Below are 18,506 nucleotides of genomic sequence, written 5' to 3'. Positions count from 1 at the left end.
CGGGAGCGAGGCCATAGTGCGGGCACGGATTGTCATCGTCGAGGACGAGCCCGATCTCCGGGACGCGGTCGCCGAGTATCTCGGCGCCAACGGCTACGATGTGACCCAGGCCGGAAGCGCGGCCGAGGCGCGCGCCTTGCTGGAGACGGAATCGTTTCATTTGGCCATTCTCGACATCGCCATGCCGGGCGAGGACGGACTGTCGCTCGGCCGCTGGCTGCGCTCGCAAATACCGGTCGGCATCATCTATGCCACGGCCGCCGGCACCGCACTCGACCGCATTGTCGGGCTGGAGCTTGGCGCCGACGACTACATCGTCAAGCCCTACGAGTTGCGTGAGGTGCTGGCTCGTGTGCGCAGCGTGCTGCGCCGCGTTCCGCAGCCGAGCCCGCCCCAGGCGGCGAAGACACAAGCCGATGGCGGCCGCCGCCTGACCTTCGGCCCGTTCCAGGCCGACCTCGACGGCAGGCTTGTCACCGGCGCCAACGGCGCCGTCATCGACATGGCCAAGAGCGAGTTCGATGTGCTGGAGGTTTTCCTGACCCGCGCCAACCGGCTGTTGACGCGATCGGCGATCTCCGAGGCGATTGGTTTTGTCGAGGATCCTGAATCGTCGCGCGCCGTCGACATTCGCATCATGCGGCTGCGCAAGAAGATCGAAACCGATCCGGCCAATCCGAAATTTTTGCGCACAGTGCGCGGCGAAGGCTATATCTTCTCGCTGCCGACCGGTGACGGGCACTAGAGCAATTACAGGAAAGTGTACGCGGTTTCCGCCCGGAATTGTGTGAAAACAAAGAGATAGAGGCTTCTCCGTTTCCGTGAAACGGTGAAGCGCTTTAGCAATTCCAGGAACAGTGCGTAGCGATTTTCCGTTCGGGATTGCATTGAAACATGGAGCGTTTCACCTTTTTCGTGAAATGCTCCATAGCTGCCTAATTCGACGGCCCTTTACTGATGGCTGACATGACCGCTGAACCAGCACCACGTATGGACCCGCAAGGCGCTCGCCAGAGCGCCGCGATGGCGGCTGTGCGCGTCGTCCGCCGGTTGCGCGATGCCGGCGACTGGCAGCGCGAGATGGAAACCATCCTCGAAACGCTCTGCAGCGCCATGAATTGCCAGCGCGGCATCCTGTTCAGGCTGCGCGAATTGCCCGGCCAGGGCTTCGCCCAATCGGTCGCCGCCTACTGGATCGATCCTCGCTTCGGCGGCGAACTGGCTTCGCCGACGGTGATCATGCAGTCGATCGTCGATACCGATCCGCTGCTGGAGCGGATTGGAGAGGACGAGCGGCAAGGCAAAATCTTCGCCGGCCATACGCGCGATCTCGACGGGTTCCTCAGGGCCGATTTCGAAAAGCAGCACATCAAGTCGTTCCTGTCGGTATCGGTGTTCGCGCACGGTCATCTGTGGGGCACGTTCGCGGTCAATGACTGCCTAAACGAGCGCGAATGGACCGAAGAGGAAGAGGCGACGATGCACATCATCGCGCTCGCCATCGGCGACGCCATCGAGCACTCGCCGTCCGACGCCCATGCCAGCGAAGTCATCCGCCGCACCATGCTGCAGGCGTCGCTCGACGCCATCATCGTCATCGACGAGACCGGCTCGATCATCGAATTCAATCCGGCCGCCGAAAAGATGTTCGGCTATCAGCGCAGCGACATCCTCGGCAAGGACCTGCTCGATACCGTGGTGCCGGAATATTACCGCAAGGGCTATGTCTCGGGCGCCGAATACATGTCTGGCCGCGGCGCGCCGATGGTTGGCCAGCGGCTTGAGACCGTGACACAGAATGCGGCCGGCGAGGTGTTTCCCATCGAATTGACGGCGACCGAGATGCGGGTGGCCGACCGTCAGCTCATCTTCGGTTCGATCCGCGATCTGCGCGATAAGCTGCGCGCCGAAGAAGAGATCAATCGCCAGCGCGAAAAACTGCACCAGAACGAGAAGATGGCGGCGATGGGTTCGCTGCTGGCCGGTGTTTCGCACGAGCTCAACAACCCGCTCGCCGTTGTCGTTGCCCAGTCGACGCTGCTGCATGAATTCGCCACCGACCCGCAGACCAAGGTTCGCGCCGAGAAAGTGCGCGCCGCCGCCGAGCGCTGCGGCCGCATCGTCAAAAGCTTCCTGTCGATGGTGCGCCTGCATCCGGCGGCGCAGGCCGAGACCGATCTCAACCAGGTGATCCGCGCCGCACTCGAAGTGACCGCCTATGGCGCACGCTCGAGCGGCATCATCATCGACACCGATTTCGCGCCCGGCCCGCTGCTGGCGATGGCCGATGCCGACCACGTCACGCAGGTGGCCGCCAATTTCCTGATCAACAGCCAACACGCTCTGGCCGGTATCGGCGGCGACCGCCTGATCAAGGTGCGGACATTCCGCAGCGATCGCGGCAACCCCGGGTTTTCGGTCGAGGACAACGGACCGGGCATTCCCGAGGCGATCCGCAGCCGCATCTTCGAATCCTATTTCACCACCAAGCCGGTCGGCGTCGGCACCGGCATCGGCCTGTCGATCTCGAAATCGATCGTCGAGCGCCACAACGGCAATATCTGGTTCGAGGAGGTGCTGCCGCGTGGCGCGCGCTTCGTCGTCCAGCTGCCGGTGATCACCGGCGGCGCGGCAGCAGCCGGCGACAGCCCGGCTCGTTCCAGCGGCTTGCGCCATGCGCTGATCATCGACGACGAACCCGACGTCGCCGGCTCCCTCTCCGACATCCTGGAACTGATGGGTATCAAGTCGCGGGTCGTGCCGGCCTGGACGTCGGCGGCGGCGACCTTGACCGGCCACATGCCACCAGACATCGTCTTTTCCGACTTGCGCATGCCCGGCACCAGCGGCATTGCCATCTACCGCGAATTGCTCGCCGACAACCTGGCGCTGGCCAAACGCTTCGTGTTGGTAACCGGCGACCTGATCGGCGCCAAGGCCGAGATCGAAGCCTTGCCGGCGCCGCAGCGCCCGCAAATCCTGGAAAAGCCGTTCTCGACGCTGGACGTCCGCGGCGTACTCTCGGCAATAGCCGACCAGGTCGCCGCCGCCGGCTAATTTTCCGAAGCACCCACGTAGGGTCTATCGAGATTCGGGTCAGGCGGAGTCGAGAATGGTGGTTCCCGAGAACCGGAGCGGAGCGTACTTGAAGTACGCGAGCACCGGAAGCGCAGGGAACCTCCATGCGCAGGCCGGCCTCACCCGAATATCGATAGGCCCTAAAAAAGAGGCTCCCGACCGAGGGAAGCGGCGGGAGCCAAGAACGAGCGCGGGAGGAAGCGCTCGGGAGGTTCAGAAAACGTTGGGTGTCGTGGTCAGCGGCGCTGCGTTGGCGATCATGCGGACGGAACGCGCCTTGTGCACGCCGGACTGGGCGGCGATGACGCGCAGGCACTCCGCGCTCTCGGCGCCCCAGGCCTGACCCTGGCAGGCAAAATCGATTTCCGGCTCCGGCAGCCGGGTGGTCTTGATGGTGGTCGGCGCGCCCTGGACGACATTGGCCGGCGGGTTGAGCGAAGCAAAAGCCGGACCGGAAGCCGGCGTCAGGAACATGACGGCCAGAGCGCAGGCGCCCAGCATGGAGAACATCGCAACCGGATGGTCGCTGGCGCGCTGACGCAGTGCCAGTTTGGCGCGCCGTTCGTTGCTGGTGATCTCGACTTTCGTATGCATTTCTGCTCCCCTTCGTTTTTCTTATGAAACGAACCTAAGCGCGCCTGGTAACGGGCGAATGATGCGCTTGGCTTGCCCGCGTAACAGGTTTGAAACAAGAAATTCGGGCATATCCGGACAGATCCGGTCATGTGCCGACGGCAAGATGCATTTGCGAAGCTGTTTCATGCGCGCAATCAAATGTTGACGACAGGCGGGCCGCGAACGCACCAAGCCCGCTTCCTGTCCGCCGCACTATGAACAAGCTCACACTGCGGTCGAATTTGCGGACGGCAGGTATTTTCGCCTTGGAGCGGGACGTTTTTGCAAGCGGCACGGCGAAATCCGCATGCCGGACAGCTATTTCACGACCCCGTTAACGCCCGGATATTCCGGGATTTTCTGGCTTTCAGGCGGCCCTTTTGTACCGACTTGAAAAGTTGAGATTTCTACAAGCCATTGCATTTCAATGCAAAATATGGTTTTATTGAATGAGTATTCAATAAAAGAAGAGCTTTTTTATGAACCCGCATCTCCGTGACGTGGCGATCCCCAATGATTGGGACCGGCGGGGTCTGCCGGGCTGGAGTTATCACTCCGACGCGCTTCTCGAACTTGAGAAGGAATACGTCTTCCGCAACCATTGGCAGATCGCCGGCCATGTCTGCGACGTGCCGAATGCCGGCGACTATCTGACTATGGACGTGGTCGGCGAGCGGGCGCTCATCGTGCGCGGCAAGGACGGCATCGTGCGCGCCTTCAACAACATGTGCCGGCATCGCGGCAGCCGCGTCGTCGCCGACAGCCAGGGCACCTGCAAGAACGCGCTGGTCTGCCCGTTCCATGGCTGGGTCTACAATCTCGACGGCACGCTGCGCGGCGCCGCCCGGCCGCGCTCCTTCCCCGAGCTCGACAAGACCGAATTCGGCCTGATGCCGCTCGACCTCGAGATATGGATGGGCTTCATCTTTGTCCGCTTTCGCAAGGGCGGCCCGCAGCCTTCGGTGGCCGAACTGTTGAAGCCGATCGAGGCCGAGATGGCACACTACAATGTGGCCGAGATGGTGCCGTCCTGGGGCATCTGGACACAGAAGACGCCGGTCAACTGGAAGTCGGTGCGCGACGTCGACAATGAAGGCTACCACGTTGCCATGGCGCATCCGGCGCTGCAGGATCTCTACGGCTCAACCTATTTCGACGAGCCGTTCATCGACGGCGTGTCGCGCTCGTTTGCCACCTACAGTCCGCATGCCGGCCGGCGCTGGAGCGTGCGCGAATACATCAAGCTCACGCCCGATGCCTCACACCTGCCGGAGCATCTGCGCAGGGCCTGGATCTATTACGGCATCTTCCCCAACAACGCGCTGTCGATCATGCCGGAATCGGTGCAGTTCTATCAGGAGTTCCCGCTGTCGACCGGCGAGACGCTGCTGCGCGGCGCCATCTACCGCTACCCCGACGAAACCAGGGAACAGGCGGCCGCCCGCTATCTCGCCTACCGCATCGACCGCGATACCATGAACGAGGACGTGCAGCTTTCCGTCTGGTCAAACGAGTCCATGATCTCGGAGGCCTTCAAGGGTTTTTATCTCTCCGACCTCGAATACGGTGTGCGCACCCACCACGACCATCTGCGCAAGCAGATCCCGGTGCTGGGCTTGGAGACGGCGCCGGAGGAGAAGGACATGTGGAACCTCAATGAGGCTATGCGCTCGCAGGTGTAGGGGCGGAACTGCCAGTCACCCCTGCCACACGCCCTCTTTGCGCAGATCATCCATGGTCCGCGAAATGCCTTCGCGCAGGATCGCCACCATGTCGTCGATCTGCTCTCGCGTGATGATCAGCGGCGGCGACATCACGCACATGTTGATCAGCGGCCGAACCAGGAGGCCGAGTTCGTGGCAATGCGCGTCGATGCGCTTGCCGACATCCTTGTCGAGCTGAAGCGGATCCTTGCTTTCGCGGTCGGCTACGCACTCGACGCAGCCCATCAGGCCTATGCCGCGGACTTCGCCAACCAGCGGCAGTTCCTCCAGCGTCTTCAACTGCGCCTGGAAATAGGGCGCGACATCGCGCGTGTGGGCCAGCACGCTGTCTTCCAGGATATCGAGGTTCTTCAGCGCCACCGCGCAGCCGATGGGATGACTGGTATAGGTCAGGCCATGGCCGAACATAGCGTCGGGATGGTTGGAACGGCGCATTTCCTGAAGCAGCCGCTCCGAGATGATGACGCCGCCAAGCGGGAAATAGCCTGATGTGACGCCCTTGGCGAAGGTGATCATGTCGGGGTCGATGCCGAAGCCATCGCCAGAGGCAAAGACATGGCCGAGCCGCCCGAAGCCGGTCACCACCTCATCGGAGATATAGAGGATGTCGTTGTCCCTGCAGATTTCGCGAATGCGCTTGAGATAGCCATCCGGCGGCACGACGACGCCGCCTGACGCCTGCACCGGTTCGCCAACGAAAGCACCGATCTTCTCTGCGCCGACGCGAGCGACCGTAACGCGAAACTGATCGACCAGGAAATCGCAGAAGGCGGCGATGTCAATGCCTTTCGGCCGCCGGAACGGGTCTGGCGAGGACAGTTTGATGACCAGATCGTCGGCGCCGTCCATCCAGTCGCGGTCGCGCGGCCGGCCGTTGAGCGAGGCCGACAGATAGGTCGAGCCGTGATAGGCGCCACCGCGGCTGAGGATCAGCTTCTTTTCCGGCCGCCCGCGCACATTGTTGTAGAACTGCATGAAGCGCAGCGCCGTCTCGACAGCCGACGATCCGCCGGTGGTGAAGAAGGTATGGCTGAGACCGCCCGGCGCATGATCGGCGAGGCGCTTGGCGAGCTCGGCCGACGGCGCATTCATCGTATACCAGGGCGTGTTGTAGGACAGCATCATCGCCTGGTCGTACATCACCCTGGCCAGCTCCTCGCGGCGGTGGCCGACATTGATGCACCACATGCCGGCCGGCCCGTCGATCAGTCGCTTGCCTGTTACATCGGTGATGTAGATGCCATCGCCCTCGCCGATCAGCGCACGCGCTTCATTGCCGACCGAGCCGGCATAAGGCCAGGGCTGAACGAGATGACGCTTGGCCAGCTCGACCGCATCGTCACCGTCAGCCATTTCCATCGCTCTTAGGTCTCTTGCAGCCGCCATCATTGCCTCGCATCGTCTGAGCGTAATTTTCACCGGACAGAACATGAAGCGCCAAGGGCGGCTTTCTTCACTCCATTTTGAATGTCCGTTCAATCAATATTACAGAAATAGCGCTTGATTTCAATGCACGGATGCGCTCATGATGAAAGAAAGCCGGCAAGCTTGGAGCTCGGCCAGCAAAGCGCGCTCCGCAAAAATTGGGAACAGGCAGCCGGCCCGGTCGAAGGGAGCATCATGGCGGAACAGTTCGAGCCAGCAACCGAGATCACGCCCGGGTCGCTGCAATGACGGTAGCTGCCGAAGGGGTGCCCACGCGGCGCATGACGCGAGCAAGGCGAAACGCCCTTCTGCAGTCCGAGTCCGTCCAGGGCCTTGCCCTGATCAGCCCGACCTTGGTCTACGCTTTGATCCTGCTGCTGGTGCCGATCCTGGTGGTCTTCGCCCACTCCTTCTGGACGCAGAACTACCTCACCATCGACCATACATTCACGCTGGAGAATTATCGCATCGCGCTGACCGAGCCGATCTACCGCGATCTGCTCTGGCGCTCGCTCTACATTTCGCTGACGGTGAGCTTTTTAACCGTCATCCTCGCCTATCCGATCGCCTATTTCATCTCGTTCCATGGCGGTCGCCACAAGAGCCTGTGGCTGTTCCTGATTACCATCCCGTTCTGGACCAGCTATCTCTTGCGCGTGATGTCATGGAAAGTCATCCTCGGCTATAATGGCGTGCTGAATTCCGGCCTGATGGGCCTCGGCATCATCGACGAACCATCGACCGCGCTACTCTACAATTCCAGCGCCGTCATCATCACGCTCACACACGCCTGGGCGGCCTTCGCCATCCTGCCGATCTTCGTTTCGCTCGAGAAGGTCGACCGCACCTTGGTCGAGGCTGCCACCGATCTTGGCGACGGCCCGCTGCGCTCCTTCCTGCGCGTGACGCTGCCGCTGTCGGCGCCGGGCGTCATCTCGGCCGCTCTCATCGTCATGATCCCCACCGTCGGCGACTACGTCACCCCAAGGCTGGTCGGCGGCAAGGATGGCGTGATGATCGCCAATGCCATCGAGTCGCAGTTTCACAAGGCCTCCAACTGGCCACTCGGCGCGGCACTGTCCGTGACCACCATGCTGGTCGTGACGCTGATGGCGGGTGCCACCATGCTCATCATCCGCGCGCTGCAGAGGCTGGCGCGATGACGGCGAGGCGGCGCCTTTTCCCCGGCGGCTGGCTGTCCGCCTACGCCCTCCTCTACGTCGTCTTTCTCTATCTGCCGGTGATCTTCCTGCCGATCTTCTCGATCAACACCGCGCCGACGCCAAAATTTCCACTCACCGGCTATACGCTGAAATGGTACCAAGACCTGCCGAAGACGCCGGCGCTGCTTGACGCCGCCTGGAACAGCCTGATCGTCGGTATCTCGGCATCGGTGCTGTCGACGCTGCTCGGCATCCTCGCCGCCCGCTCGATCACCCGCTACCGCTATCCCGGCCGCCGCACAATCAATGGCCTGATCATGGCGCCGCTGGTGCTGCCGGAAATCATCCTCGCCATCTCCATGCTGCTGGTCATGCTGCAGTTAGGCCTGAGCCTGTCGCTGTTCACCGTCGTGCTCGGCCATGTCCTGATCTGCATTCCCTATTCGATGACGGTGCTGACCGCCGGTTTCGAGGGCTTCGACCGCAGCCTCGAAGAAGCCTCCGCCGATCTCGGCGAGAGTGCCTTCGGCACCTTCCGGCGGGTGACGCTGCCGATGGTGGCGCCGGCGATCATTTCCAGCCTCCTGGTCTGCTTCACCATCTCGCTCGACGAGTTCGTCATCGCTTTCTTCCTGACCGGCACCGAGACGACGCTGCCGATCTATATCTGGGGCCAGTTGCGCTTTGCCGCCAAGCTGCCGGGTGTGTTGGCGCTGGGCACGCTGCTGCTGGTTGCCTCTTTCGTTTTGATGACTGTTGCCGAGATCCTGCGCCGCCATGCGGCCAGACGCACCCAGAGCGAGGGAGGCCTCTATGCCTGAGCAGTCCCGGGCCGAACGGCCTCAGGATGAGCCATCCAAGCAAGATAAGTCCGAGCGGGCCCAATCTGATCGACCCCAAACCGACCGAGCAATGATCGAAATCCGCAGCGTTACCCGCAGCTATGGGGCGTTCAAGGCGCTCGACGACGCCTCGCTGACCATCAAGGAGGGCGAGTTCTTTTCGCTGCTCGGCCCTTCCGGCTGCGGCAAGACCACGCTGCTGCGCATGATTGCCGGTTTCGACAACCCGACCAGCGGCTCGATCTCGGTCGGCGGCCAGTCGATGGAAGGCATCCCCGCCAACCGCCGGCCGACCAACATGGTATTCCAGAGTTATGCCATCTTCCCGCATCTCAATGTCGAGCAGAATGTCGCCTATGGGCTGAAACGGCTCAGGCTGGGAGGAACGGAAGAAAAGCGCCGCGTCGAGGAAGCGCTGGCGCAGGTGTCGCTCACCGGCCTCGGCAAACGCCTCGCCACCGAGCTTTCCGGCGGCCAGCGCCAGCGCGTGGCGCTCGCCCGCGCCTTGGTGATGCGGCCCAAGGTGCTGCTGCTCGACGAGCCGCTGTCGGCTCTCGACAAGAAATTGCGCGAGCAGATGCAGGTCGAACTGCGCCGCCTGCAGCAGGCGGTCGGCATCACCTTCGTGCTGGTCACCCATGACCAGTATGAAGCGCTCGCTATGTCCGACCGCATCGCCGTAATGTTCGGCGGCAAGATCGCCCAGGTCGCCTCGCCCAAGGAAATCTACCAGCGGCCGGTCAACCGCCAGGTCGCCGATTTCCTCGGCGGCATGAATTTCGTAAAAGCGCAGATCATAGAGGAGAATGCCGCCTCGCTGGTCGTCGACACGCTGGGCTTCGGCCGCGTCAGGACCGACAAGCCGAAGGCCTTCATGCGCAATGGCGGCGGCGCCACTCTGGGCATCAGGCCGGAGCGATTGCGCGTGCTGTGGGACAATGCGACGGCGAAATTCGAAGTGGCCGGCAAGGTGGTCGAACGCCACTATTTTGGCGAGATCACCCACCTGATCGTCGAGATACCCGGATTGGAAAAGCCACTGTCGGTCACCGAGACCAACGACTTCGGCGCCGACGATATCCCCGTCGGCACGTCGGTCCGCCTCGGCTACGATCCCGAGGCCCTGGTGGCGATGGCGGACTGAGCATGATCCCGAAAAGTGGGAACCGATTTTCGGAATAAGATCATGCTCCACTAAGAATTTTAAGTTCCGTCGCGATCTGTTTGGCTGCGATCCGCCCCATCACGATGGCGCCTTCGACATAGCCCGGGAATGACGGCGACAGTTCCGACGATGCTAAATGAACCGGGGCAGCGCCGGCACGGATCGTGCGCTCGGCATCCCGTGCCGTCACATCGACAATTAGGTCGCTGTAGGCGCCGCCGCTCCAGCGGTCATCGATCCAGTCGCGCTGGCTGAAATCGATAATGCCGGCCGCCTCCGGGCCAAGGGCATCAACGAGCCTTGCCGTGACCTCCGCACGCAGCGCCGCGTCCGCGAGCGGACGCCAACGCAACGCCAGTGGTCCGCCGACGAAGACGACCAGCGCGGCATGTTGCGCATCCTTGCTGGCGTCACAGGCGAACAGGCCCGGCAGGTCGCGCCACATCACCATGCCGCACAGGTTGCGCTCGCGCCAGAACGGCGTGGGATAGCGCACCAGGATCTTGATCACCGCACCGCTTTCCCAGACGCCGAGCGCCTTTGCGAGAGCCGGCGGCAGAGCGGGCGCGAAATCCAGCTTCGCGGCCGTCGCCGGCGGCAGCGCGACCAGCACTTTTCGCGCTTCGATGGAGCTGCCTGCCGAGACGGCACGAACCCCTTGCGGGCCGTGCTCGATGCGCGTAACCGGCTCGTTCAGCCAAACCCTGTCGCCGAGATCTCCGGCCATATCCTCGGCCAGCGACTGCATGGTTTCGAGCAGCGAATATTGCAGCTCAGGCACCTCGTTGGTGATGCGGCGGTCATTGTCGATGAGGTACCACAGCGGCACCTTGTCCATCGCCAGGCACCACAGGCCTTCGGTCATCGAGCGGAAAGCCGTCTTGGCGTCAGTGGGATCATGCTGGCGTTCGAGCCAGGCGGCAGCGCTCATGCCGGCGATCGAGGGATCGTCCGGCTCGATCGCATTCATCCGCTCGCGGATTGCCATCGCGCCATGATAGGTCCGTTCGGCCTCTTCGACCGACAGCGATGGATGGGTGATGAAATCGCCATTCACATAGGTTTCGACGAAGGCCTTGCCACGGGACGCGGCCAGCGCCGTCACCTCCGGCATGTCTTCGCAGAAAAACTGGCCGCCGCTGTCGATGCGCTCGCCAAGCCCGTTGCGAATAGCCTCGACCCTGCCGCCGACGCGGTCGCGTGCTTCGAGCAGCACGACATCGATGCCGGCCTTTCTCAGCTCAAGCGCAGCCGACAGGCCCGTGAAACCGGCGCCGACGATGACGACATCGGTTCTTTCAGTCCTGTCGCTCAATAGCCGGCCTTGATCTTCTCGAATTCCGTGACCATGCGCTGCTTGAGCTCAGGCGGCACCGGCTGCTGGAACAGCGTCTTGTCCAAGAACTTGTCGAGATTGTCGAAGCCACGGTCGCTCAGCACCTGATGGTCGATCGCGGCCATCCCGGCGCTGTTGCCGTGGCCGTAGCCGAAGGTCTTGACCAAGTAATCGGACACGGCATGCGCGTTGACCGCACTGAGGAAATCATAGGCCTGATCGAGCTTGCCCGGCGCATCCTTCATCAGCACATAGCCGCACACCCAGGTGGATATGCCTTCCCTCGTGTCGCGGTTCATGGCGATCGGCATGCCTTGGCCCTTGAGCGTCACGAAGGTCTCATTCCAGCCCCAGACGAGGTCGACCTCATTGCCGGTAAAGGCCTGGTTGAGGTCGGTGTCGTCGGTCCAGTAAAAGCGGACGTTCTTGTGGACGTCACGCAGGAAGGCGGACGCCTCCTGGAACTGCGCGTCGGTCATCTTGGTCCAGTCCTTGAGGCCGATGACCAGGCTGGCCAGCGCATAGGCGTCATCGACATTGTCGCCGATGGTGACGCGGCCCTTGAATTTGGGATCGGCGAAAATCTTCAGCGACTGCGCTTCCTCCGCCGTGACCTTGTCGGTGCGGTAGAGCAGCGAAGTGTTGCCCCAGTCGAACGGCATGAACCAGGCCTTGCCGTCGGCGGTGACGGCGAGATCCTTCATCGCCATGATGCCGGGATTGAGATCCTGCCAGCCGGCGATCCGGGAGGTGTCGAGCGGCTGCAGAATGCCGGCCGCGCGCCACTTGGTCACGCTTTGCGAGCAGGGGTGGGCGATGTCGGCCTTGAAGCCGGCGCGCATCTTCTGGAACGCTTCCTCCTCGTCGCCGAAGAAAGCAAAGGTCGGCTCGGCGCCGTATTTGGCGGTGTAGTCGGGGTGCAGCAACGGATCTTCATAACCCGACCAGTCGAACACGACGAGGTCTCCGCCGCCTTCGGCATAAGCAAGCACGGCGCCTGCGCCGACCGTAAGGGCGGCAGCAAGAGCAAGGCGGCGAAGCATGGAATTCATGGCGCGAAACTCCTCATCGCGAAAAGCGGCCGGGCGACGTTACGGAATTTCAGCGGCCTTGGCGAGACCGTCTGCCCGGCGCACTGACAGGCAGACGGAGGAAGCCGGACAGAGCTTAGTACCCCGCCTTGATCTTCTCGAATTCGGCGATCATCTTGAGCTTGAGCGACGACGGCACGGGCGATTGGAACAGGGTCTTGTCGACGAATCTCTGCACATCGTCATAGCCCTTTTCTTTCAGGATCGCCGGGTCGACGCCGGCCATGCCCTTGGCGTTGGCCTGGCCATAACCCCAGTCCTTGACCAGCACCTTGGCGGTCTCGGGATCGTTGATCGCGTTGAGGTAGTCATAGGCCTTGTCGACATTGCCGGGTGCGTCCTTGAACAGCACGTAGCCGCAGACCCAGGTCGAGATGCCTTCGTCCGTATCCTTCTTGGACTTGATCGGCACACCGGCAGCGACGGATTGTACCGTGGCATCGTTCCATGCCCAGGCGAGATCGACCTCGCCGCCGCTCAGCAACTGGACGACGTCCGTGGTATCGGTCCAGTAGGAGCGGACATTCTTGTGCACCTGGCGCAGGAAGTCGGACGCCTGCTTGAACTGGTCGTCCGTCATCTTGGTCCAGTCCTTGAGCCCCATGGCAAGGCTGGCCAGCGCATAGGCGTCGTCGACATTGTCGCCGATCGAGACCCGCCCCTTGAACTTGGGATCGGCGAAGGCCTTCAGCGACTGCACATCCTTCGCGTCGATCTTGTCGGAGTTGTAGGTGAGCTGGGTGTTGCCCCAGTCCCACGGCATGAACCAGGCCTTGCCGTCCGAAGTGGTGGCCAGATCCTTCATCGCCATGATGCCGGGATTGAGATCCTTCCAGCCGGTGATCTTCGAGGTGTCGAGCGGCTGCAGCAGCCCCGCCTCGCGCCACTTTGTCACGCTCTGCGAGCAGGGATGACCAAGATCGGCCTTGAAGCCGGAGCGCACTTTTTCGAAGGCTTCGTCCTCGTCGCCGAAGAAGGCGAAGGTCGGCGAGTCGCCGTTCTTCTCGACATATTTGGGGTGGAAGCTCGGGTCCTCATAGCCGGACCAGTCGAACACGATCAGGTCCTTGTCGGCGGGGACCGCAATCGCCGCGGCCGAACCAGCCAGCGTCGCCGTCAGCGCCAATGTCAGTGTCAGGCGTCGGGCTATTCTTTTCATGCTGTTCCATCCTCTTTGTTTCTGATTGTTCGCTCCGGCTTGGATCCGCCGGTTGTTGTCAACGTCCGCTGTCCGGCGGGTAGTGCTTCGGAAAGGCGGCCGACAGGAATTCGTTTGCCGCCTGTAGCGCGCTCTCACGGGTGACGTCCTCGGTCCCCATCATCAGCCGCAGCCACAAGCCCTCCAGCATGGCGCTGAGCGCCAGCGCCATGACCTGCGGCTCATAGCCATAACCACCGCCCTGCTTGAGCGTGGCACAGAGGTCGATGAAGATCTTCTGGTAGGCCGCGTCGCGCGCGCCGCACAGCGCCTGGTAGGTCGGCCGCGACTTGGCCTCGCCCCAGAACGCGCACCACGCCGCGAGCTTGCGCTTGTTGCAGATCGAACGGTCGAAATCGGCGGCGACCAGCGCCCGCAGCTGCCGGGCTGGATCCTCGCCGGCCTTGGTCAGCGCGACGCGCCAATGCGCCGCATATTCGTCGGCCATATAGGCCAGCGTGGCGACGAGCAGCTTCTCCTTGCTCTCGAAATGGAAGTTGACGATGCCGCGCGACAGGCCGGCGCCGTCAGCGACATCGGCCATCGTCGTTTCCGAATAACCGCGCTTGGCCAGCGAATCGATGGTCGCTTCGATCAGCTGCTGTTGCCTGACCTCCTTCGACGCCTTGCGGCCGCGTTTTTCCGGCTCGGTTTTTCCAGACGTGTCGGAGGATCGCTCTTCGCGCGCTGCAGCTTTCATCGGTGCCGTCATGCTCCACATTGCCGGCTATCCCACCACAGCCGGCTTCCACCCGCGAAGATGAGTGGGACGGTGCTCGCCACTGTCAAGCACCTTCTGCATGGCTTCCCAGGTCTTGATGTTCTTGTCGACATAGGCCGCTCCGACCGCGACTGCCGCCGTCTCGTAGAGCGGGCCTTTCAGCCTTTCCAGCTCGCCGCGTGCGACCTCGCGGTACCAAGAATTGCGGTCCTTCACAGTGACATCGGCAAAGCCGGCGCTGCGCATCGCTTGCGCATAGCGTGCCGGCGAGGCCATGGCGAAGGACAGGCCTTCGGCCGCGACATAGGCCTTCATCTCAGATGACGGCTCGCCGTCATGGCCGATCAGCCAGTCGGAGGCGGCAAGGACGCCGCCCGGCTTCAGCACGCGGAAGATTTCCGCAAACAGCGCGTCCTTGTCGGACACGTGCACCAGCGCATCCTTGGAGAAGACGACATCGAACGAAGCGTCGGCAAAAGGCAGCGGCCCCGGCGGCGCCTGGACGAAGCTGGCGCGGTCTGAAAGCCCTCGTGCAGCGGCATGCTTTCTGGCCGCCTCGATCACCGGCCGCTCGATGTCGAAGCCGGTGGCATGAGCAGCACCGTGGCGCTCCACCAGATGCAGCGCGATGCCGCCGGAGCCGCAGCCGATGTCGAGGATCGTCTTGCCCCTGAGCGACAGCCCTTCGACCACCCGGTCGACCTCGTCTGGTCCGCCCGGCGACAGATAGCCCTCGCCCCACAGCGCCTCGAGGAAGCGGATCGCGGCGTCGTCATATTCCGGCTCGCCATCTGCCGTTTCGATCATCAGACCTTAAGTCCCGTCATCCGAATTGCGCAGGTTCGAATGCCGGCAAAGCGTAGCGTATTAACAGGAAAACGCAATATCATTTGTTGAACATTCATTCAGAACGGCTGGACAGAATAGCCGCTGCCGTGCCAAATTCCGCGCATTCGGCGACAAATCACGCGAAAAATGAAGGGTCGAGCACCATGAAGGCTGGGCGCGAATGAAAGCTTGGGATGCGATCGTCATCGGCGGCGGACACAACGGCCTGGTCAACGCCAGCTATTTGCAACGCGCCGGGCTCGACGTGCTGGTGGTGGAAAAGAACGACTGGGTCGGCGGCGCCGCCACCAGCCGCGAGCTGACGCCGGGCTTCCTCTACTCCAACTGCTCCTATGTCTGCTCGCTGTTTCGCCCCGAGATCATGCGCGACCTCGAACTGCCGCGTTTCGGCTTGCAGGTTATTTCCTATGAAGGCGGCGCCGTGTTCACCCGCGACGGCGACTACCTCGCCAACTACCGTGACCACGATGCGCACCGGCGCGAATTCGCCCGCTTCTCCAGGCGCGACGCGGAGGCCTATGACCGCTATTCGCGCGACGTGACGCGGCAGTGCCGTTTCATCCAGCCGCTGCTGATGCGCACCGCACCGGACCCGGCCAGTCTCAAGCCGCGCGACCTCGGAGAGCTTCTCTATCTCGGCAAGAAATTCGTCGGCCTGTCATCAGAAGAAATGGCGCTGACGCTGCGCTTCTGGACCATGTCGATCTCGGAATTCCTCGACGAATATTTTGAGACCGATGTCATCAAGGCGAACTTCGCTTTGTCCGGCATTATCGGTACCGCGCTCGGGCCGATGTCGCCCGGCACAGCCTACGTGCTGCTGCACCATTATATGGGTGAGGTCGACGGCTCGGTCGGCGCCTGGGGCTATGCGCGCGGCGGCATGGGCGCCGTCACCAAGGCGCTCGCCGCTTCATTCAAGGCGTCCGGCGGCGCTATCCGCACCGGCGCCGAGGTCGACCATGTGCTGGTGAGCCGAGGCAAGGCCAAGGGCGTGGTGCTGGCCGGCGGCGAGGAGGTCTACGGCAAGCTCGTCGTCTCCAACGCCGACGTCAAACGCACATTCCTGAAACTGGTCGAGGAGAAGGAACTGCCCGACATTTTCCTGCGGCGGGTCAGGAACTTCAAGATCCGCGGCTCCTCCGGCAAGGTCAACATCGCGCTGGATTCTCTGCCGGAATTCCCGGCACTGCCGAAGGATTCACCCGTTTATCGCGGCGACATGCATTTCACCGATTCCATGGAGCGCATGGAGCGCGCCTATGACGACTGGAAGGCCGGTCGCTGGTCGGCCGACCCATTCCTCGACATGGTCATCCCAACGACGCTCGACCCGACCATGGCGCCGCCGGGCAAGCATTTCATGAGCTGCTTCGTGCAGTACGCACCGCCCAAGGTCAAGGGCCAGGACTGGACCGATGCCGACCGCGACGGTTTCGCCGAAAGCGTAGTTGCGCAGATCGCCGAATACTCGCCAGGCTTCCGCGACCGCATCGTCCATATGGAGGTGCGCACGCCGCGCGAGATCGAAGCCGAGGTCGGCCTCACCGAAGGCAACATTTTCCAGGGCGAGCTGACCTTCGACCAGCTGCTGTTCAACCGCCCGGTGCCGGGCTACGCACAATACCGCTCGCCGGTCGGCGGGCTCTATATGTGCGGCTCCTCGACACATCCCGGCGGCGGCGTCATGGGCGCACCCGGCCGCAATGCGGCAGCCGAGATCCTGCGCGACCTCGCCAAATCGACCTCCCATATGAGCCCGGCCCATGACGTCATTTGATGCCATCATCATAGGCGGCGGCCATAACGGCCTTGTCGCTGCCGCCACTCTGGCGAAAGCCGGCCGCAAGGTGCTGGTGCTGGAAGCGGCCGGCGATGTCGGCGGCGCGGCGCGCACCGAAGAGTTTGCGCCAGGTTTTCGGGTCTCCTCGATCGCGCATGTGCTGAACCGCCTGCACCCCGACGTGGTGAAGATATTGGAGCTGGAGAAACACGGGCTGCAGGTCACCCGCGCAGACTTCATTCCGTCGGTCGCCTTGGCGAGGGACGGCCCGCCGCTTGTCCTGCNGTCCGCCTGGAAGGAATTGCGCGCGCAACTCATGCGCTATGCCGGCATCCTGAAACCGTTCCTGTCGCGGCGCCCGCCCGATCTCGGTGGCATGTCCCTGCTTGAAACCGCAGCGCTCGGCCAGACGGCCGTGGCGCTGAAAAAGCTCGGCAAGGAAGACATGCGCGATTTCCTGCGGGTGCTCCTGTTGAACGTCGCCGACCTGCTCGACGAACAGCTTGCCGATCTCAGGCTGAAGGGCCTGCTTGCCTTCGACGCCACGCTTGGCAGCCACCTCGGCCCGCGTTCGCCGACCTCGCTGCTTGGCCTCTATTACCGGCTGGCCGGCGAGACTGACGGTGCGGCCGGGGCACAGATGCTGCCGAAAGGTGGTATGGGTGCGGTCGTTGCCGCCATTCGCGCGGCGGCGGAGAAAGCCGGCGTCACCATCCGCACGGCAGCGCCCGTGGCCAGAATAGTCGTCGAGAAAGGGCGCGCCCTCGGCGTGACCCTCGACGGCGGCGAGGTGCTGCACGCCAGAACGATCGTCTCCGCCATCAACCCGGCGACGACCATGCTCGATCTCGTCGGCCCGCGCGAGCTCGACACGGGTTTCGTGCGCAAGGTAAAGAACATCCGCATGAGGGGCGACGCGGCGAAGCTCCATCTGGCGCTCGAACGGCAACCGCAATTTTCCGGCGTCGGCGCCGATAATCACAAGGGCCGTCTGGTCATCGCGCCCTCGCCCGACCATGTCGAGCGCGCCTTCAACCCGTCAAAATATGGCGAGTTCTCAGCCGAACCGGTGATGGAGATCACACTGCCCTCGCTCTCCGACCCGTCGCTCGCGCCAAGCGGCGCCTGCGTGCTGTCGGCGATCGTGCAATACGCGCCTTATGCGCTGAAAGAGGGCTGGGACGCTGGCAAGCCGAAATTCCTCAGCGCTGTCATGGCGCAGCTCGAAGCCTACGCCCCCGGTATCAGCAAGTCCGTGCTGCATGCCGAGCTTTTGACGCCAGCCGATATCGAAGCCAACTACCGCATGCCGGGCGGCCATTGGCACCACGGCGAATTGCAGGCCGACCAGATGTTGATGTCGCGGCCGGTCTCCGGCTGGTCGGGCTACGACACGCCGATCGAGGGGCTGTTCCTGGCCGGCGCCGGTTCGCATCCAGGCGGCGGCGTTTCGGGTGCTCCCGGTTTTAATGCGGCGCGGCGCATCATAGCGACGAAGGGATGACCGGATGTTTCA

At 62.9% G+C, this 18,506-nt stretch carries 15 protein-coding genes; 8 read left to right on the top strand and 7 right to left on the bottom strand.

What is annotated here, in order from left to right:
* The first annotated feature begins 16 nt into the window (after positions 1-16).
* Both X771_RS138605 and X771_RS138610 read left to right on the top strand, forming a co-directional pair.
* Positions 17-745: a response regulator transcription factor gene (locus X771_RS138605; protein WP_023690130.1), complete on the top strand. Its 729-nt coding sequence runs from the start codon at positions 17-19 to the stop codon at positions 743-745.
* A 221-nt stretch (positions 746-966) separates the two neighbouring features.
* Positions 967-3,057, top strand: coding sequence for a hybrid sensor histidine kinase/response regulator (locus X771_RS138610; RefSeq protein WP_023670065.1), 2,091 nt, complete (start codon positions 967-969; stop codon positions 3,055-3,057).
* Positions 3,058-3,291: 234 nt separating this feature from the next.
* Here the strand turns inward: X771_RS138610 and X771_RS138615 are convergent, their stop codons facing one another.
* Positions 3,292-3,672, bottom strand: a complete 381-nt coding sequence (locus X771_RS138615; protein ID WP_023690129.1) for a hypothetical protein — start codon at positions 3,670-3,672, stop codon at positions 3,292-3,294.
* A gap of 500 nt (positions 3,673-4,172) precedes the next feature.
* On the opposite strand from X771_RS138615, the gene X771_RS138620 reads away from it, so the two are divergent.
* On the top strand, positions 4,173-5,375 hold the full coding sequence (locus X771_RS138620; protein WP_023690128.1) for an aromatic ring-hydroxylating dioxygenase subunit alpha: 1,203 nt from the start codon (positions 4,173-4,175) through the stop codon (positions 5,373-5,375).
* A gap of 15 nt (positions 5,376-5,390) precedes the next feature.
* Here the strand turns inward: X771_RS138620 and X771_RS138625 are convergent, their stop codons facing one another.
* A complete protein-coding gene (locus X771_RS138625) occupies positions 5,391-6,803 on the bottom strand; it encodes an aminotransferase (protein ID WP_023690127.1) in 1,413 nt (470 codons plus the stop codon).
* A 284-nt stretch (positions 6,804-7,087) separates the two neighbouring features.
* On the opposite strand from X771_RS138625, the gene X771_RS138630 reads away from it, so the two are divergent.
* The 3 genes from X771_RS138630 to X771_RS138640 all read left to right on the top strand — a co-directional run bounded on the left by X771_RS138630 (position 7,088) and on the right by X771_RS138640 (position 9,991).
* Positions 7,088-8,005 (top strand): ABC transporter permease, encoded by a 918-nt coding sequence (locus X771_RS138630; protein WP_023690126.1) that lies wholly within the window; start codon positions 7,088-7,090, stop codon positions 8,003-8,005.
* Complete coding sequence (locus X771_RS138635; protein ID WP_023690125.1) at positions 8,002-8,826, top strand: ABC transporter permease; 825 nt, start codon at positions 8,002-8,004, stop codon at positions 8,824-8,826. Before X771_RS138630 ends, X771_RS138635 begins: the two co-directional genes overlap by 4 nt.
* Before the next feature lie 91 nt (positions 8,827-8,917).
* Entirely contained in the window at positions 8,918-9,991 is a 1,074-nt protein-coding gene (locus tag X771_RS138640) for an ABC transporter ATP-binding protein (protein ID WP_023690124.1), read from the top strand.
* Positions 9,992-10,031: 40 nt separating this feature from the next.
* Here X771_RS138640 and X771_RS138645 read toward each other — a convergent pair whose 3' ends face one another.
* From X771_RS138645 to X771_RS138665, 5 genes are all read right to left on the bottom strand, one after another.
* Complete coding sequence (locus X771_RS138645) at positions 10,032-11,327, bottom strand: flavin monoamine oxidase family protein (RefSeq protein WP_023690123.1); 1,296 nt, start codon at positions 11,325-11,327, stop codon at positions 10,032-10,034.
* Positions 11,324-12,400, bottom strand: coding sequence for an extracellular solute-binding protein (locus X771_RS138650; protein WP_023690122.1), 1,077 nt, complete (start codon positions 12,398-12,400; stop codon positions 11,324-11,326). The genes X771_RS138645 and X771_RS138650 overlap by 4 nt, the downstream gene beginning before the upstream one ends.
* Positions 12,401-12,515: 115 nt before the next feature.
* Complete coding sequence (locus tag X771_RS138655) at positions 12,516-13,598, bottom strand: ABC transporter substrate-binding protein (RefSeq protein WP_023690121.1); 1,083 nt, start codon at positions 13,596-13,598, stop codon at positions 12,516-12,518.
* Positions 13,599-13,656: 58 nt separating this feature from the next.
* Complete coding sequence (gene betI / locus X771_RS138660; protein WP_023690120.1) at positions 13,657-14,337, bottom strand: transcriptional regulator BetI; 681 nt, start codon at positions 14,335-14,337, stop codon at positions 13,657-13,659.
* Positions 14,338-14,364: 27 nt separating this feature from the next.
* The gene (locus X771_RS138665; protein WP_023690119.1) at positions 14,365-15,165 is read right to left on the bottom strand and encodes a class I SAM-dependent methyltransferase; all 801 of its coding nucleotides are present in this window, start codon (positions 15,163-15,165) and stop codon (positions 14,365-14,367) included.
* Positions 15,166-15,367: 202 nt separating this feature from the next.
* On the opposite strand from X771_RS138665, the gene X771_RS138670 reads away from it, so the two are divergent.
* Together X771_RS138670 and X771_RS138675 are read left to right on the top strand one after the other, a co-directional pair.
* Positions 15,368-16,987: an NAD(P)/FAD-dependent oxidoreductase gene (locus X771_RS138670; protein WP_023690118.1), complete on the top strand. Its 1,620-nt coding sequence runs from the start codon at positions 15,368-15,370 to the stop codon at positions 16,985-16,987.
* Positions 16,974-18,494, top strand: coding sequence for an NAD(P)/FAD-dependent oxidoreductase (locus X771_RS138675; RefSeq protein WP_023690117.1), 1,521 nt, complete (start codon positions 16,974-16,976; stop codon positions 18,492-18,494). Before X771_RS138670 ends, X771_RS138675 begins: the two co-directional genes overlap by 14 nt.
* Positions 18,495-18,506 lie beyond the last annotated feature (12 nt).

The sequence above is a fragment of the Mesorhizobium sp. LSJC269B00 genome, from assembly GCF_000502815.1.
GTDB lineage: Bacteria > Pseudomonadota > Alphaproteobacteria > Rhizobiales > Rhizobiaceae > Mesorhizobium.
This window is presented reverse-complemented; position numbering and strand designations above follow the sequence as displayed.

Excerpts from the sequence above, each read along its gene's own strand:
- X771_RS138665 (WP_023690119.1), bottom strand. The coding sequence starts at position 15,165 with ATGATCGAAACGGCAGATGGCGAGCCGGAATATGACGACGCCGCGATC.
- X771_RS138635 (WP_023690125.1), top strand. The coding sequence starts at position 8,002 with ATGACGGCGAGGCGGCGCCTTTTCCCCGGCGGCTGGCTGTCCGCCTAC.
- X771_RS138670 (WP_023690118.1), top strand. The coding sequence starts at position 15,368 with ATGAAAGCTTGGGATGCGATCGTCATCGGCGGCGGACACAACGGCCTG.
- X771_RS138615 (WP_023690129.1), bottom strand. The coding sequence starts at position 3,672 with ATGCATACGAAAGTCGAGATCACCAGCAACGAACGGCGCGCCAAACTG.
- X771_RS138650 (WP_023690122.1), bottom strand. The coding sequence starts at position 12,400 with ATGAATTCCATGCTTCGCCGCCTTGCTCTTGCTGCCGCCCTTACGGTC.
- X771_RS138625 (WP_023690127.1), bottom strand. The coding sequence starts at position 6,803 with ATGGCGGCTGCAAGAGACCTAAGAGCGATGGAAATGGCTGACGGTGAC.
- betI (WP_023690120.1), bottom strand. The coding sequence starts at position 14,337 with ATGAAAGCTGCAGCGCGCGAAGAGCGATCCTCCGACACGTCTGGAAAA.
- X771_RS138610 (WP_023670065.1), top strand. The coding sequence starts at position 967 with ATGACCGCTGAACCAGCACCACGTATGGACCCGCAAGGCGCTCGCCAG.
- X771_RS138640 (WP_023690124.1), top strand. The coding sequence starts at position 8,918 with ATGATCGAAATCCGCAGCGTTACCCGCAGCTATGGGGCGTTCAAGGCG.
- X771_RS138630 (WP_023690126.1), top strand. The coding sequence starts at position 7,088 with ATGACGGTAGCTGCCGAAGGGGTGCCCACGCGGCGCATGACGCGAGCA.
- X771_RS138620 (WP_023690128.1), top strand. The coding sequence starts at position 4,173 with ATGAACCCGCATCTCCGTGACGTGGCGATCCCCAATGATTGGGACCGG.
- X771_RS138655 (WP_023690121.1), bottom strand. The coding sequence starts at position 13,598 with ATGAAAAGAATAGCCCGACGCCTGACACTGACATTGGCGCTGACGGCG.